Here is a 13,954-nt window from a genome sequence, read left to right on the forward strand (position 1 = left end):
ACAAGGACATCGTCATGAGTCAAGAACGCCGTTACAGCTTCGAGTTTTTCCCAACCAAAACTGAAGCTGGACACGAAAAGCTGATGGCCAATGCGCGCCAGTTAGCGACGTATAACCCGGATTTTTTCTCCTGCACCTATGGCGCAGGCGGCTCTACCCGCGACCGCACTGTCAATACAGTTTTGCAGCTCGACAGCGAGGTCAAGGTTTCGACCGCGCCGCACCTTTCCTGCGTCGGTGACAGTAAGGCAGAGTTGCGAGAGTTGCTGAACCTGTACAAAAGCAATGGCATCAAACGCATCGTGGCCCTGCGTGGTGACTTGCCATCGGGCATGGGCATGGCCAGCGGTGAACTGCGCTTTGCCAACGAACTCGTCGCGTTTATTCGCGAAGAAACCGGTGATCACTTCCATATCGAAATTGCTGCTTACCCGGAAATGCATCCGCAGGCACGCAACTTTGAGGATGATCTGGCTAACTTCGTGCGCAAGGCCAAGGCCGGTGCCGACAGTGCGATCACCCAGTATTTCTTCAATGCCGACAGCTACCTCTATTTTGTCGAGCGCGTACGCAAAATGGGTGTCGATATTCCGATCGTGCCGGGCATTATGCCGATCACCAACTACAGCAAGCTGGCACGTTTCTCGGATGCCTGTGGCGCTGAGATCCCACGCTGGGTGCGCAAGCAACTTGAGGCTTACGGGGATGACATCGAAAGCATTCAGAGCTTCGGTGAGCAAGTGATTACAGAAATGTGCGAGCAACTGCTACAAGGTGGCGCTCCGGGTCTGCACTTCTATACCCTGAACCAGTCTGAACCAAGCTTGGCGATCTGGAACAACCTCAAGTTGCCGCGCTAATCGGTGCTTGTAGCGTCGTTCTTATTGGCTGTTGAGTGGCAGGTCTGCGCAACTGCGTTGACCTTTACGTATGAAAACAGCACAAAAACAGCGCGGTTGTGCGAACTAATCTTCACCGCGCTTGACCAAGGCAATGCTATTAATTGAACTCCGGATAGACAAATCTAAGCGCCATTAAGCAGGCAACTACTGCGCAACGGCCAAGCTCTGTTATACTCGGGACTTCCCGCCAGGCTTGCGCCCGGATGCTAGCCCCTCCCAGAGGCAGCAGTACCGGACGGGATTGCGCGCCCCACGTGCGATTCAAGCCAGGCAATACACCATAGGGCAACGCCCTCACTAGACAGGATTTCACATGTCCTTTGCTTCCCTCGGTCTCTCCGAGGCTTTGGTTCGTGCGGTCGAGTCCGCCGGCTACACCCAGCCAACTCCGGTGCAACAGCGGGCTATTCCCGCCGCGTTGCAAGGTCGCGACCTGATGGTAGCGGCACAGACTGGCACAGGTAAAACAGGCGGTTTCGCCCTACCAATCCTTGAACGTTTGTTCCCTAACGGTCACCCGGACCGCGAACAGCGCCACGGCCCAAAACAACCACGCGTTCTGGTGCTGACACCAACTCGTGAGCTGGCCGCCCAGGTGCACGACAGCTTCAAGCTGTACGCACGAGATTTGAAATTCGTCAGCGCCTGCATCTTTGGCGGCGTTGGCATGAACCCACAGGTTCAGGCACTCTCCAAGGGCGTTGACGTACTCGTCGCCTGCCCGGGACGCTTGCTAGACCTTGCTGGCCAAGGCAGCATTGACCTCTCGCACGTCGAGATCTTAGTGCTAGACGAAGCTGACCGCATGCTCGACATGGGCTTTATCCATGACGTTAAAAAGGTCCTCGCCCGCCTTCCGGCCAAGCGCCAGAATCTGCTGTTCTCAGCGACGTTCTCCAAGGACATCACCGACCTTGCTGGCAAATTGCTGCACAACCCGGAACGCATCGAGGTCACGCCACCGAACACCACGGTAGAGCGTATCGAACAACGGGTATTCCGCCTGCAAGCCAGCCACAAGCGGGCCCTGCTGGCTCACTTGGTCACCGCCGGCGCATGGGAACAAGTATTGGTCTTCACCCGCACCAAGCATGGTGCTAATCGCTTGGCTGAATACCTCGACAAGCGCGGCTTGCCAGCAGTTGCGATTCACGGCAACAAGAGCCAGAACGCTCGCACAAAAGCCTTGGCTGATTTTAAAGCCAACAAAGTGCGCATCCTGGTTGCCACCGACATTGCTGCACGCGGTCTGGATATCGATCAACTGCCGCACGTGGTCAACTTTGAACTGCCCAACGTTGAAGAAGACTACGTGCACCGCATCGGCCGTACTGGCCGTGCCGGTCGTAGCGGTGAAGCGATCTCACTGGTAGCCCCAGACGAAGAGAAGCTGCTGCGCGGCATTGAACGCATGACCAAGCAGAAAATTGCTGATGGCGACGTCATGGGCTTCGATGCCAGCACTGTTGAAGCTGAGCGCCCAGAGGTTCGTGAACCTCGTCAACCGCGCCAACAGCGTGCACCGCGCCCAGCGACAGCAGACGGTGAGCGCCATGGCGGTGGCCGTAAAGACAAAGGCAAAGACACCGGTCGCGCAGCCAAACCCGCTGGCAGCCGTGAAGGCGGCCGTGATAGCGGTGGCCGCAAGCCGAAGCCACGTGGCGAGCGCAGTAATCGTCCGGCTCAGGCAGCCGCTATCCCTGTGCTGCCACCTGATCGCGCCCCGGACGAATTCCGCGACGACGAAATTGATAACTTTGGTAACCGTGCCGACTACGTCAGCCCGACCCAGAACAAGCCGCAAAACCGTGGCCGTCGTCCTTCCCAAGCGCCCGCCCAGCCAGGCTCAAACCCGCCACGCAATCAGGGCCGCGGCCCACGCAACGGCACGGGTGACGGCGCGCAAAAGCCTCGCAGTGGCGGTCAAGGTAAACGTCAAGGTGGTGGCCAGGGTGCACAGGGCCGTAATGGTTCCGGCGCAAACCGTTCACGTCCACCCCGCGACCGTGAGCGCACCACATCACTAAATCGTGATGAGCTGCCACGTAGCGAAAAAGCGGCTAAGTCGACGACGGACAAGCAACCCGTCATCATGCATAAAAGCTCGCGTCTTGACCGCTTCCCGACGCCGGAGCAACTTGACCAGCTACCAAGCAGCCGTCCACGCGGTGAAAAACCAGCATTGCTGACGCGTAATCGCGACGAGTAATTCAGCAACTGCTGTACACAACAACGCCGGCCCAGTGCCGGCGTTGTTGCATCTGTATGTCAGCCATTAATGACCAGACGCCCATAAAAAACGCCGACCCCACACTGCAGTGGATAGCCGGCGTTTTTTGATCAAGCAGGGATTACTGACGAACACCTTCAAACGAGATGATCAGCTCAACTTCTTGCGAAGCAGGGCCGAGGTCTTTTTCGATGTTGAAGTCTTTCATCTTGATTGTGGTGGTGCCTTCAAAACCCGCACGGTGGCCGCCCCACGGATCATCGCCTTCACCGACAAACTTGGCTTTAACGACCACTGGCTTGGTTACGCCGTTGAGTGTCAGGTTACCCATCACATCAGCAGCCCCCTCACCTGTCGACTTAACCGAAGTCGATTCGAAGGTTGCCGTTGGGTTTTTGCTGACATTGAGGAAGTCACCGCTGCGGATGTGCTTATCGCGCTCAGCATGGTTGGTATCAACGCTTTCAGTCTTCAGGGTAATTTTAACCTTACTGGCTTCAGGCGTTTTAGCGTCGTAGCTGAAGGTACCGTCGAACTCTTTGAAAGTACCGTACAACCAGCTGTAACCCAGGTGGTTGATCTTGAAATTGACAAAGGCGTGCTGGCCTTTTGTGTCGATAGCATAGTCAGCAGCCGAAGCTTGTCCTGCGCCGATCAAAGCTGTACCTAGGGCCAGTGCCGCGAGGGTTTTCTTCAACATGGAATCTTCCTTTCGAGGTGATCTTGCAAAGTCATATTGCAATGTTTAAAGGGATGCGCAGAGCCGTCCGCGCGATTCAACAACTAAACTTATTCACGACCGAGCATGCGTTTGAGCGTGCTGTCACGATCGATAAAATGGTGCTTGAGTGCTGCCAGACCATGCAGACCGGCAAAGATGACAATTGCCCAAGCCAGGTACTCATGGACTAAACCCGCAACATCTTCCTGATCAGGAATACTGGTCAGGGATGCAGGCACTTCAAACCAGCCAAAAACACCAATTCCCCGGCCATCAGCGGTTGAAATCAGGTAACCGGAAATCATCAATACAAACAGCCCAATATACAAAAACCCGTGGCCCCATTTGGTCGCCAACTGAGTCATGCGTCCGTGGCTTTGCAAGTGCCCCGGTGGCGGGTTGAGCCAACGCCAGCAAACACGCAATAGCATGGCAATAAACAACAAAATGCCAATGCTCTTATGGATATCCGGCGCATCGGTGTACCAACTGCTGTAGTAATCGAGGCCGACCATCCAGAAGCCAAGTGCAAATAAACCAAACACTACAACGGCCATCAGCCAGTGCATCAAAATACTAACCACGCCATAGCGTGATGGAGAGTTGCGCCATTGCATCAATATGTTCCGTAAAACGAAGGCTGTTGAGTTAAGCAAGATTAGCAACAAAACTATCGATATAAAGCGTAAATTTTCGCTTTGAAATATCGGGAAATACGATAACTAACCGATAACCGAACAGCTGCACCTCCACAGTCGTGCTCCTGCAACAGAACAAAGTCGTGACCTCATGGCGAAACACTGTCGTCTCACACCGCCACAAACCTGTTGATTTGCAGCCACATAGCGAATCACCCAAAAGACCAGCAAGTGCATCTGATAGGCTGTGCTTAAAGATTTGGAGGCCCCATGAGCTTGAACGATCAGTGGATGCAGCGTGACCTCGCCGTAGTTTGGCACCCTTGCACGCAAATGAAGGACCACGAGCAACTGCCGCTCATCCCCATCAAACGTGGCGAAGGCGTTTGGCTTGAAGACTTCGACGGCAAGCGCTATCTGGATGCGGTCAGCTCATGGTGGGTCAATGTCTTCGGCCACTGCAATCCGCGAATCAACCAACGAATCAAGGATCAGGTCGATCAACTTGAGCACGTCATTCTCGCAGGTTGCAGCCACCAACCTGTGATTGAGCTTTCAGAGCGCTTGGTTAAGTTGACGCCCCATGGCCTGGATCGGGTTTTTTACGCAGACAATGGCTCATCGTGCATCGAGATCGCGCTGAAGATGAGCTTTCACTACTGGCTCAACATCGGCAAGCCTGAGAAGAAACGCTTCGTCACCTTGAGCAACAGCTACCACGGCGAAACCGTTGCCGCGATGTCGGTTGGCGATGTCGCCCTGTTCACCGACACCTATAAAGCCCTGCTGCTCGACACCCTTAAAGTGCCGAGCCCGGACTGCTACAACCGTCCTGAAGGCGTCAGTTGGGAGGAGCATTCACGGTTGATGTTCACCCACATGGAGCAGACCCTCGCCGAGCATCACCATGAAGTTTCAGCTGTCATCGTCGAGCCGCTGATCCAAGGCGCTGGCGGTATGCGCATGTACCACCCGGTATACCTGACCCTACTGCGCGAAGCGTGCGACCGCTACGGCGTCCACTTGATTCTCGATGAAATTGCCGTCGGCTTCGGCCGCACCGGCACTATGTTTGCCTGCGAGCAAGCGGGGATTCGTCCAGATTTTCTGTGCCTGTCAAAAGCCCTCACCGGCGGCTACTTGCCGCTGGCAGCCTGCTTGACCACCGACACGATTTACCAAGCCTTTTACGACGACTATTCAACCTTGCGTGCGTTTTTGCACTCACACAGCTACACCGGCAACCCACTGGCCTGTGCCGCCGCGCTGGCCACGCTGGATATCTTCGAGCAAGACAATGTCATCGAAGCCAACCGTGCACTGAGCAAACGCATGCATTACGCCACCGCTCACTTGGTGGATCACCCGCACGTCGCTGAAGTTCGCCAGACCGGTATGGCCCTGGCAATCGAGATGGTTGCAGACAAAGCCAGTAAAACGGCCTATCCCTGGCAAGAACGCCGCGGCTTGAAGGTATATCAGCACTCACTGGAACGGGGTGCCCTGCTACGCCCACTGGGCAGTGTGGTGTACTTCCTGCCCCCTTATGTGATCACCCCAGAGCAGATCGACTTTCTCGCTGAAGTGGCGAGCGAAGGCATTGATATCGCCACCCGCACCTCAGTCAGCGTAGCTCAGGGCAACAGCAACTATCCTGGCTTCCGTGATCCGGGTTAAGAACCGAGACAGCAGGGCTACTGGGCAGAATGAGCAAATCTGCCTCGACCGGCCCTATATAAGTGTTTTGCCTTGAATTGTAGTGCGCTGTAGTATGTTGCAGTGAATCTACTACGCCTTGAGGTGCAACATGCCCGTCATGTCCCTGCGTTTACCCGACGAACTGTCCGATTCTCTAGCCAATCTGGCGAGCGCTACAGGCCGAAGCAAGTCTTATCTTGCCCTTGATGCGCTGCGAGAGTATTTAGCTCGCGAAGCTTGGCAGATCAATGAAATCCAGCACGCCATTGCCGAAGCAGATGCCGGCGATTTCGCCAGCGAGGAAGAACTCAGCACCACGTTAAATAAGTGGAGCGCTAATGCGCATTGAGTGGCTGCGCCGCACTCTAAAAAACCTAGACGACGAAGCGACCTACCTTGCCGAACGCAATCCCAAGGCCGCAATAACCTTCGTCCAAGCTGTATTGACCGACCTCAACCACCTGGCAAGCCACCCCGCCCTTGGCCGCGAAGGCCGCATAGCGGGTACACGCGAATGGGCCATGCCCGATCACCCCTACCTGATCCCCTACCGCATCCGCGGGGGCCGCCTTCAAGTATTGCGCATCTTCCATACCCGCCGATTACCTCCCCGTAACTGGTAACTCCGCCCCGTACAAGTGCAAATCCTCGATGAATCAATTGAAATCAGAGCGCGCTATTCCATATCGTTAACGGAACTGCTCCAAGTATTCCTATTGAAACATTCCACGATCTAGCGGTCGGAAGATCATCAAGCGCCGCGGGAACTCCGATGGCGCAAGCTGACAGCCGAAGCTGGAGTAATCAATGAGGAACCGCTTTTTTACCCTCTGCAGGCCACTGCCTGCATTGCTGATTGCAGCACTGCCGCTGAACGTGACAGCGGCAGATCCAGCCCCCATTCGCATACAACAATTGCAGCGCTGCGGTGATTTGCTGGAGACCAGAAAGCAGACATTCTGCCTGCGGGTTAAGGGGTTGCAGTCCGGTGAACGGCAAGTACGTCTCAACGGGAACCCCCTGAATGCCAAGCAACTGAGCGGCAAAGGCGACACGCTGCAACTGCAACTTGATACCGACAACAAGCACAGCGGCCCGCTGGTGATTGAACAGCAGGGCAAACAGAGCAACCCCGTCTGGTTGTCGCTGGGCAGCAGTCATGTAGTGGCGGCCAACGCGGATGAAGTGGCCAAGAACATGGATGGACTGACCTCCTATGTTGACCTGATCAGCGTCGTGATCGAAGAGGACTTCAAGGGTGCCGAGGAAGCCAAACGCCTGGCTGATAAATACGGTGCAAAAGTAGTCGGGATGATTCCACCGCTGAACACGTATCAACTGCGCCTGCCGGCAAAAAACCTAGATGAACGCGATGCAACGGTACTGCGTCTTGGCGGAGAGGTCAGTGTCGATGCTGTGGTGATTGAAGAGTCAGGCGCAGAGAAGGCCATCGAGCACGATACCCAAAAGGTGCCACCAGCTGACAATCAGGAGTGGGCCTCGAATCGCTTTCTTGATGCAGTTAATTTTTATCAGCGGCGTTTGCAGCGTCAGGACGGCGGGCTTGAGACCCATCCTGTGCGTATCGGCGTGATCGAGCGCGATGTTGATTTTGATGCGCCTGATTTTGCCGACTATAACGGTGGCGATTGCCGCACCGACCGCAAGCGTACTTGCCTCTACGCGCGCGATGCCGATAAACCGAGCGGCCATGGCACCACGGTGAGCGGCATATTGGCGGCGGCATGGGACAAGGGTGGCAACAGCGGTTTTCTGCGCGGACTGGATGAAGTAGGCCCCGGCTTTGATGTGATTGTGGCGCGTGATTCCGATGCGGGTATCACTGCCAACGTTGCAGCGTCCGTCAATCTGGTAGAAGACGGCGTTCGCGTGCTCAACTGGAGCTGGGGTATTCACCGCGTCGGGGCGGTTGACGTAAAAGGCGACCCCATTGATTCACTGGTGCGCTCAGGTATTGCCATGAGCGGCTACGAAGAGTTACTCGAAGAATTTTTCCTCTGGCTCCGTGAAGAGCATCCAGGTGTGGTGGTGGTCAACTCGGCGGGTAATGGTTCGTCTTTCTCCGGCCGTGACGAGTATCGGCTACCCTCATCCTTCGTCACGGATCAGTTGTTCGTGGTCGGCGGCCATGAGCGCAGCGATAAGGACGTACCGGTCAAGGATGCGCAGTACGCCACCAAGCGCAAAGCGTCCAACATCGACATGCGCGTGGATATCACCGCCGCTGCTTGCGTGCACGGTTCAACTGCCAAGGCTGACGCGAAAGCTGAAGTGCATTGCGGAACCTCTTACGCCACGCCTCTGGTCGCCGGTTTGCTGGCCGCTATGCTGTCGATCAACCCTGACTTGAAGCCGGATCAACTTCGCATGTTGCTGCGCCGTAGCGCTATGACCATCGGTGAAGAATATGATTTTGAACCCACCGAAGGCGACGATCTGACCGCCCCCATTTTGCCCTCCGAGCGAGCCAATGAGCTCAACAACCCGGATGTCGGTCACTCTGCTCGACTGGACATGTACAAGGCCTTGGACCTGACAGTGCAAAGCTTGGACCGGGTGCGATAACGCTCAGGCGATCGGCCTGAGCCAGTGCCCAGAAATCCAAGTGCTATCGTTATAAGTCTTCGCGCTGTTCTCAATCAGCCAGCGCTTGGGCATCCGTTTGAACGAGCACTGACTCAGAACCTAACTGAGGCCTAACCATGTCTTCAACGAAGCAACCGCTACCGCCCTGCGTTTCCTTGGACGAGTGGCAAGCCGCACTGGCCGAGCTGCTAAAAAAAGAAAAAGAACTCACGCGAGCACGCGATGCGCTGAGTGCCGAACGCAGAAAGCTACCGATGGTAAAAGTGGAAAAATCCTACTCCTTCAAAGGGCCAGCGGGGACCGCCTCACTGCTTGACCTGTTCGAGGGACGTCGGCAACTGATCGTTTACCACTTCATGTTTGCCCCCGAATGGAATGCGGGTTGTAGCGGCTGCTCGTGGGTGGCCGATGCCATGACCCATCCGGCTCATCTGCATGCCCGTGATACGTCATTGGTCATGATCTCTCGCGCCCCGCTGGAAAAGCTCGACATGTACAGAGCGCGCATGGGGTGGACGGATGCCATCCCTTGGTATTCATCGTACGAAAGCGAGTTCAACTACGATTTCGAGGCCACCACACAGGATGGCGAACGACATGGTGCGAGTGTGTTTATCCGAGAGGGTGAGACTATTTACCGAACCTACTACACAGGCGCTCGTGGTGTTGAATACCTAGGCTCTTTATGGAGTTATCTGGACTTAACCCCCTTTGGCCGCCAAGAAACCTGGGAAAAATCCCCAGAAGGCTGGCCACAAACCGAACCCTACGGCTGGAACCGTCGCCATGATGAGTACGACCTTTAAAACTCAGCCGCATGCCGACTAGTAAACCCTTGCCTACGCCCTAATTGTCATTGAACGCACGGTTGAAGGGGCGGTCTATAAATCACCAGCGACGCTTTAGTTAAACCGATTGTTACCACCGCCAAAAGAGATTTGCTGGATTGCGCTTCGAGTTCCAAGCCTTAGAAAAACAACTCTAATTTGTGAGGTTTTCAATATGGTAATGCACTACGAAACGACCGATGGCCAACTCGCATGCGGCAGAGATGCCGAAAATTTGGACTCCACCAGTAAACCCAAAAAAGTGACCTGTAAAACCTGCCTGGGCTCCCATGTGATGCAGGACATCCCCGGCGTTGCAAAACTGCAGAAGAAAGCCAAGAAACAGGCCAAGAAACAACCCAAGAAAAAATCTACGCCAAGCGAAACCTACGACTGGAAGCATGAATGGGCTGCCATGTGCCATAGCGTGCGTCCGTATGATCGCCTCCCACGGGGTTTCGAGTCGTACCAGATCTGACTACAGCAAGGGAGCGCCGACTGAGCGCCCCAAGCTTTTAGCTACAGCCTATCGGCGATATTGCCTGAAGCATCCAAGATGCTCAGGCAAGGTTCATCAATGGAAACAACGGATGATCCATCGGTACGCCAGCTGGCAACTCCTTATCCAACCCCGGGAACGGGGGTGACGTTGTCCAGTTGCGCGGAGCGTGGGTCATGTCGTCGCCAAGCAGGCGTACGGAGAAAGCCCGGCGTCGGTTCTGCCCGCTTACGCCACCTGAGGCGTGCAGCGTCAACATATTGAAGAACACCGCATCGCCGGGTTCAAGCTCCCACCCTAGTATCGGAAAGTTATCGCGCTGTGCCTCCACATCCGGTAACTCGCCCAGTGAACCCTCTGGAAACCATTTCGCCTGGTTATCAAGAAAGGTTCGCGGCATCAGCCAGGGGCCTTTATGAGAGCCGGCAATAAACTCTAGAGTCGCTTCCCGAGAGACCGGATCAATCGGCATCCACATGCTGATGTTCTGCTGACCCTCAACGTTGTAGTAAGGCTGGTCCTGATGCCACGGGGTGCGCTGACGGGTGCCCGGCTCCTTGACCAACAAATGATCGTGGTACAACCGAACCTGCTGGCTACCCATCAGACGGCGGCCCGCTTCGGCGAGTGGTGAGGTGAAGATAAAGTCGCGGTAAGCGGGGTTTTCCTGCCAATTGCAAAAATCTTCGAAGAACCAACCCGGATCGTCTGGCTGGCTGGCGACCTTGGCTCTGGGGCTGGGGTTACGCAGGTTGTGCTCGATACCGGCGGCAAGCCCACTGATTAGCGCCTGATCGAATAAGCCGCGAATACAGATCGCGCCGTCGCGCTGAAAAGCATCAATGGTGTCCTGGTCGATAAGTACATCAAGTGAAGCAGTCGTGTGCATGGCAAGCAGCTCCTTGTCGGGCAATCAGTCGAAGATCGGCAAATCGTCATCCAGCGCATCGATTAGACGGCCGAAAAACTGTTCGCAGCGTTCGAGTTGGTCAAATTCAATGTATTCGTCTGGCAGGTGCGCCTGATGGATACTGCCGGGGCCGCAGATAAGCGCCGGAATACCCAGACTGGCGAGAAGCCCAGCTTCACAGCCGAACCCCAAGGCCACGGGGTTGCTGTCGCATTGGGCCAACGTCGCGAGCCAGTTGATGTAACTCAGCCGTTGTTCATCGAGCTGGGGGTATTGGCCGACACACTCCAGCTCCAACCGCGCCTGTTCGGCCAGCGCCTGTATTTCAGTCGGCATGGCCTGTGGATAAGCCGCCGACAAACGCCGCAGAACCTCTTCGCTGTCCTGACCTGGCAGGGTACGCATCTCGAAGTCCAGCTGGCAGCGCTCGGGAATTTTGTTCAGGGCACTGCCACCTTGGATCAGGCCGGTGTGAACGGTCGACCAAGGCGGGTCGAAGCGATGATCGGGCGGCGTAGTCAGGCGCTTTTCCTCGGCCAGACGACGAATTTCCAGAATCAGCCCCGCTGCGACGTCAATCGCATTAACACCACGCTCTGGATAACCAGAGTGCCCGCCAACACCATGAACAGTGGCGCGCATGGCCACGTGGCCCTTGTGTGCATTGCCGATACGCATCGAGGTGGGTTCGCCAATAATGGCACCTCGCAAGCGGTGAGCCTGAAGACGCAAGTGCGGCAGCATCAAGGGTGCCCCCAAGCAACCAAGCTCTTCATCAAATGACAGAGCCAGAACCACGGCATTGCGCTGGAAGCGGTGCTTAGCCTTGATCAGGCTGTTCAAGGCGATGCCGATGAAGCCTTTCATATCCGCGCTGCCGCGCCCGTACAGCCGGCCTTGATGGCGACGAGGGACAAAAGGTTGCGTAACGCTCCAGTCTGCAGGGTCCGCCGGAACCACGTCACTATGCCCGGAAACCAGAAGCGCGGGCGCATCCTTGGGGCCGAACTCCGCGATCAAGTTAGCCTTGTTACCATCAGCGTCATGAATCAGGGTGACCGGAATATCATGCGCTTGCAGCCACTGTGCAACGAAGTTAATCATCTCCAGATTGCTGCGTGAACTGGTGGTATCGAAGGCGACCAAGCGCTCGATCAACTCCAATGCATCGCGCGAAAGGGGTTCTTGCATTGTCAGCTCTCCAGCCACGTTCAGGCTCCGGTCCATATAAAGGTGTTGGCCACCACGACCAATACAACGCCGAGGCTGTAGAGCATCAGGATCAGCGGCAGCATAAAACGCATCCAGCGCGCCCATGGCACACCGGCAATGGTGAGACCTGCAATCAACCAGCCCGCGGTCGGCGTGAACGCATTGGAGATACCGTCACCAAATTGAAAGGCCAGCACGGCGACCTGACGATCCACTCCGGCAAGGTCGGCCAACGGCGTCATGATGGGCATGGTCAGCGCGGCCTGACCACTGCCAGAGGTGACCACGAAATTCATCAGGCTTTGCGATGCATACATGCCCAGCGCCGCCAGGTTCGAAGAACTGTCGCCGACCACGGATACGAGGCTATGAATGATGGTATCGATGGTCATGCTCTGCTGCACGATAACCACAATCGTGAAAGCCATGCCCACGGCCAGAGCCCCATCGACCATATCTTTGCAGCCATCCGAGAAGGTCAGGGCAATGTCATTAGCGGGCATGCGGGCGATGATGCCACTGGCGATGCCCAGAATCAGGAATATCCCAGCCATTTCCTTGAGGTACCACCCCCAACTGCTGACCCCGATAATAATCACCGCCAAGGCCACACCGAAAGCGGCCAATATCCCCAGGTGACGAGGTTCTAACTTCGCCAGATCGGACTGAGCTATGTCCTGCTCGGGCACGGCCAAGTCGGCAATTACACTACGGCTCGGGTCGCGCTTAACCCGCTGCGCATAGAACATGACATAACCCGCGCTTAGGGCAACAAACAACAGCCAGCAAAACATGCGATAACCCATGCCAGAGAACAGCGGCAGCTCGGCGATCGATTGCGCTACACCAACATTGAACGGGTTGAGAAAGGAGCCGGTATAACCAATGGCCGTACCAATAAGAGGGATCGCAGCAGCAACCACAGCATCGTAACCGGCACGCCTGGCCAACGGCAGCAGGATAAAGATGTAGACGATACTCCCTTCAATCATGCCGTAAGTCGCAGAGCACAATGCAAAGAAGGTCATCATCAACGGAATGATCAGGATTTCACGCCCGGCCAGCCGCAACAGTAATAAATTGACCAGCCCCTCCAACGCCTGGCTACGGCGCATAACGCCAAAGGTGCCACCGACAATCACCAGGAAGAAAATAATCGACGAGCCGCTTTTCATGCCCTCAAAGAAGGCATTGAAAAAGGCCAGAGGGCCAATGGCCTGATGTTCGACCAAGTGATAGGTCCCGGCAACAATCACCGAACGACCGTCCTCATTGACCACCCGCTCATAACTGCCACTGGGGATAACCCAGGTAATCAACGCGGCGAGTACGGCCAAGACGAATAGAATGACAAAAGCATGGGGAATAGCTTTTGGGCTGGGTGATCTCAAGCTGATATCGCTTGCCATGGTGGTGTTTGACATTGTTATCACCAGTGGGGTTGGCCATTGCTGGCTGGCAGTGAATCGTTAGCAGGCTATGTTAATGGCAAGCCAAACCGATTGCACCCGTCTCAAGCACACTGGCAGACCAGCTGTGCCGAATTCATCCTCAAGACCGCTTAACACAGAGCATTCCTACGTCTGCACTGAGGCAACAGCAAAACTGTAAACCTGTGTCTTGATCGAAACCGAGAGCCGTAAGCGCTTGGCCTGAACGAGAAAGGTTGTACGGCCCCAGCATTAACGCATGTCGTTTTCAACGCGGATA

At 55.7% G+C, this 13,954-nt stretch carries 13 protein-coding genes; 8 read left to right on the forward strand and 5 right to left on the reverse strand.

The genetic code is table 11. The features are described from left to right. Positions 1 to 14: 14 nt before the first annotated feature. Together metF and ACIGCM_RS14945 are read left to right on the forward strand one after the other, a co-directional pair. Positions 15 to 860, forward strand: a complete 846-nt coding sequence (gene metF / locus ACIGCM_RS14940) for a methylenetetrahydrofolate reductase [NAD(P)H] (protein WP_397502876.1) — start codon at positions 15 to 17, stop codon at positions 858 to 860. Between the two features lie 355 nt (positions 861 to 1,215). Next, positions 1,216 to 3,111 carry a DEAD/DEAH box helicase gene (locus ACIGCM_RS14945; RefSeq protein WP_397502877.1) on the forward strand — a complete coding sequence of 632 codons (1,896 nt, stop codon included), beginning with the start codon at positions 1,216 to 1,218 and terminating at the stop codon, positions 3,109 to 3,111. A 142-nt stretch (positions 3,112 to 3,253) separates the two neighbouring features. On the opposite strand, the gene ACIGCM_RS14950 is transcribed toward ACIGCM_RS14945, so the two are convergent. Together ACIGCM_RS14950 and ACIGCM_RS14955 are read right to left on the reverse strand one after the other, a co-directional pair. Next, a complete protein-coding gene (locus ACIGCM_RS14950) occupies positions 3,254 to 3,832 on the reverse strand; it encodes a YceI family protein (RefSeq protein WP_397502878.1) in 579 nt (192 codons plus the stop codon). An 89-nt stretch (positions 3,833 to 3,921) separates the two neighbouring features. After that, positions 3,922 to 4,470 carry a cytochrome b gene (locus ACIGCM_RS14955; protein WP_397502879.1) on the reverse strand — a complete coding sequence of 183 codons (549 nt, stop codon included), beginning with the start codon at positions 4,468 to 4,470 and terminating at the stop codon, positions 3,922 to 3,924. A gap of 291 nt (positions 4,471 to 4,761) precedes the next feature. Between ACIGCM_RS14955 and ACIGCM_RS14960 the strand changes: the two genes are divergently transcribed. From ACIGCM_RS14960 to ACIGCM_RS14985, 6 genes are all read left to right on the forward strand, one after another. Next, positions 4,762 to 6,168 carry an adenosylmethionine--8-amino-7-oxononanoate transaminase gene (locus ACIGCM_RS14960; RefSeq protein ID WP_397502880.1) on the forward strand — a complete coding sequence of 469 codons (1,407 nt, stop codon included), beginning with the start codon at positions 4,762 to 4,764 and terminating at the stop codon, positions 6,166 to 6,168. 130 nt (positions 6,169 to 6,298) lie between these two features. Continuing rightward, positions 6,299 to 6,538: a CopG family ribbon-helix-helix protein gene (locus ACIGCM_RS14965; protein ID WP_397502881.1), complete on the forward strand. Its 240-nt coding sequence runs from the start codon at positions 6,299 to 6,301 to the stop codon at positions 6,536 to 6,538. Next, a complete protein-coding gene (locus ACIGCM_RS14970) occupies positions 6,528 to 6,812 on the forward strand; it encodes a type II toxin-antitoxin system RelE/ParE family toxin (protein WP_397502882.1) in 285 nt (94 codons plus the stop codon). The genes ACIGCM_RS14965 and ACIGCM_RS14970 overlap by 11 nt, the downstream gene beginning before the upstream one ends. A 184-nt stretch (positions 6,813 to 6,996) precedes the next feature. Continuing rightward, entirely contained in the window at positions 6,997 to 8,775 is a 1,779-nt protein-coding gene (locus ACIGCM_RS14975; RefSeq protein ID WP_397502883.1) for a S8/S53 family peptidase, read from the forward strand. 137 nt (positions 8,776 to 8,912) lie between these two features. After that, a complete protein-coding gene (locus ACIGCM_RS14980) occupies positions 8,913 to 9,602 on the forward strand; it encodes a DUF899 domain-containing protein (RefSeq protein WP_397502884.1) in 690 nt (229 codons plus the stop codon). A gap of 196 nt (positions 9,603 to 9,798) precedes the next feature. Continuing rightward, positions 9,799 to 10,101, forward strand: coding sequence for a hypothetical protein (locus ACIGCM_RS14985; RefSeq protein ID WP_397502885.1), 303 nt, complete (start codon positions 9,799 to 9,801; stop codon positions 10,099 to 10,101). 82 nt (positions 10,102 to 10,183) lie between these two features. On the opposite strand, the gene ACIGCM_RS14990 is transcribed toward ACIGCM_RS14985, so the two are convergent. Genes ACIGCM_RS14990 through ACIGCM_RS15000 form a run of 3 tightly spaced genes read right to left on the reverse strand, consistent with a single transcriptional unit; the run spans position 10,184 to position 13,668 of the window. Then, the gene (locus tag ACIGCM_RS14990) at positions 10,184 to 11,011 is read right to left on the reverse strand and encodes a phytanoyl-CoA dioxygenase family protein (RefSeq protein WP_397502886.1); all 828 of its coding nucleotides are present in this window, start codon (positions 11,009 to 11,011) and stop codon (positions 10,184 to 10,186) included. A 24-nt stretch (positions 11,012 to 11,035) separates the two neighbouring features. Then, the gene (gene argE / locus ACIGCM_RS14995) at positions 11,036 to 12,223 is read right to left on the reverse strand and encodes an acetylornithine deacetylase (protein ID WP_397502887.1); all 1,188 of its coding nucleotides are present in this window, start codon (positions 12,221 to 12,223) and stop codon (positions 11,036 to 11,038) included. A gap of 20 nt (positions 12,224 to 12,243) precedes the next feature. Beyond that, on the reverse strand, positions 12,244 to 13,668 hold the full coding sequence (locus tag ACIGCM_RS15000; RefSeq protein ID WP_397502888.1) for a YfcC family protein: 1,425 nt from the start codon (positions 13,666 to 13,668) through the stop codon (positions 12,244 to 12,246). Between the last annotated feature and the right edge of the window lie 286 nt (positions 13,669 to 13,954).

The sequence above is a fragment of the Pseudomonas sp. NPDC078700 genome (assembly GCF_044542375.1).
In the GTDB taxonomy this organism is placed as follows: domain Bacteria; phylum Pseudomonadota; class Gammaproteobacteria; order Pseudomonadales; family Pseudomonadaceae; genus Aquipseudomonas.

What these genes read in the sequence shown, in the direction of transcription:
- ACIGCM_RS14980 (WP_397502884.1), top strand. Translation starts at nt 8,913, where the DNA reads ATGTCTTCAACGAAGCAACCGCTACCGCCCTGCGTTTCCTTGGACGAG.
- argE (WP_397502887.1), bottom strand. Translation starts at nt 12,223, where the DNA reads ATGCAAGAACCCCTTTCGCGCGATGCATTGGAGTTGATCGAGCGCTTG.
- ACIGCM_RS14960 (WP_397502880.1), top strand. Translation starts at nt 4,762, where the DNA reads ATGAGCTTGAACGATCAGTGGATGCAGCGTGACCTCGCCGTAGTTTGG.
- metF (WP_397502876.1), top strand. Translation starts at nt 15, where the DNA reads ATGAGTCAAGAACGCCGTTACAGCTTCGAGTTTTTCCCAACCAAAACT.
- ACIGCM_RS14965 (WP_397502881.1), top strand. Translation starts at nt 6,299, where the DNA reads ATGCCCGTCATGTCCCTGCGTTTACCCGACGAACTGTCCGATTCTCTA.
- ACIGCM_RS14990 (WP_397502886.1), bottom strand. Translation starts at nt 11,011, where the DNA reads ATGCACACGACTGCTTCACTTGATGTACTTATCGACCAGGACACCATT.
- ACIGCM_RS14955 (WP_397502879.1), bottom strand. Translation starts at nt 4,470, where the DNA reads ATGCAATGGCGCAACTCTCCATCACGCTATGGCGTGGTTAGTATTTTG.
- ACIGCM_RS14975 (WP_397502883.1), top strand. Translation starts at nt 6,997, where the DNA reads ATGAGGAACCGCTTTTTTACCCTCTGCAGGCCACTGCCTGCATTGCTG.
- ACIGCM_RS14945 (WP_397502877.1), top strand. Translation starts at nt 1,216, where the DNA reads ATGTCCTTTGCTTCCCTCGGTCTCTCCGAGGCTTTGGTTCGTGCGGTC.
- ACIGCM_RS14985 (WP_397502885.1), top strand. Translation starts at nt 9,799, where the DNA reads ATGGTAATGCACTACGAAACGACCGATGGCCAACTCGCATGCGGCAGA.
- ACIGCM_RS15000 (WP_397502888.1), bottom strand. Translation starts at nt 13,668, where the DNA reads ATGTCAAACACCACCATGGCAAGCGATATCAGCTTGAGATCACCCAGC.
- ACIGCM_RS14970 (WP_397502882.1), top strand. Translation starts at nt 6,528, where the DNA reads ATGCGCATTGAGTGGCTGCGCCGCACTCTAAAAAACCTAGACGACGAA.
- ACIGCM_RS14950 (WP_397502878.1), bottom strand. Translation starts at nt 3,832, where the DNA reads ATGTTGAAGAAAACCCTCGCGGCACTGGCCCTAGGTACAGCTTTGATC.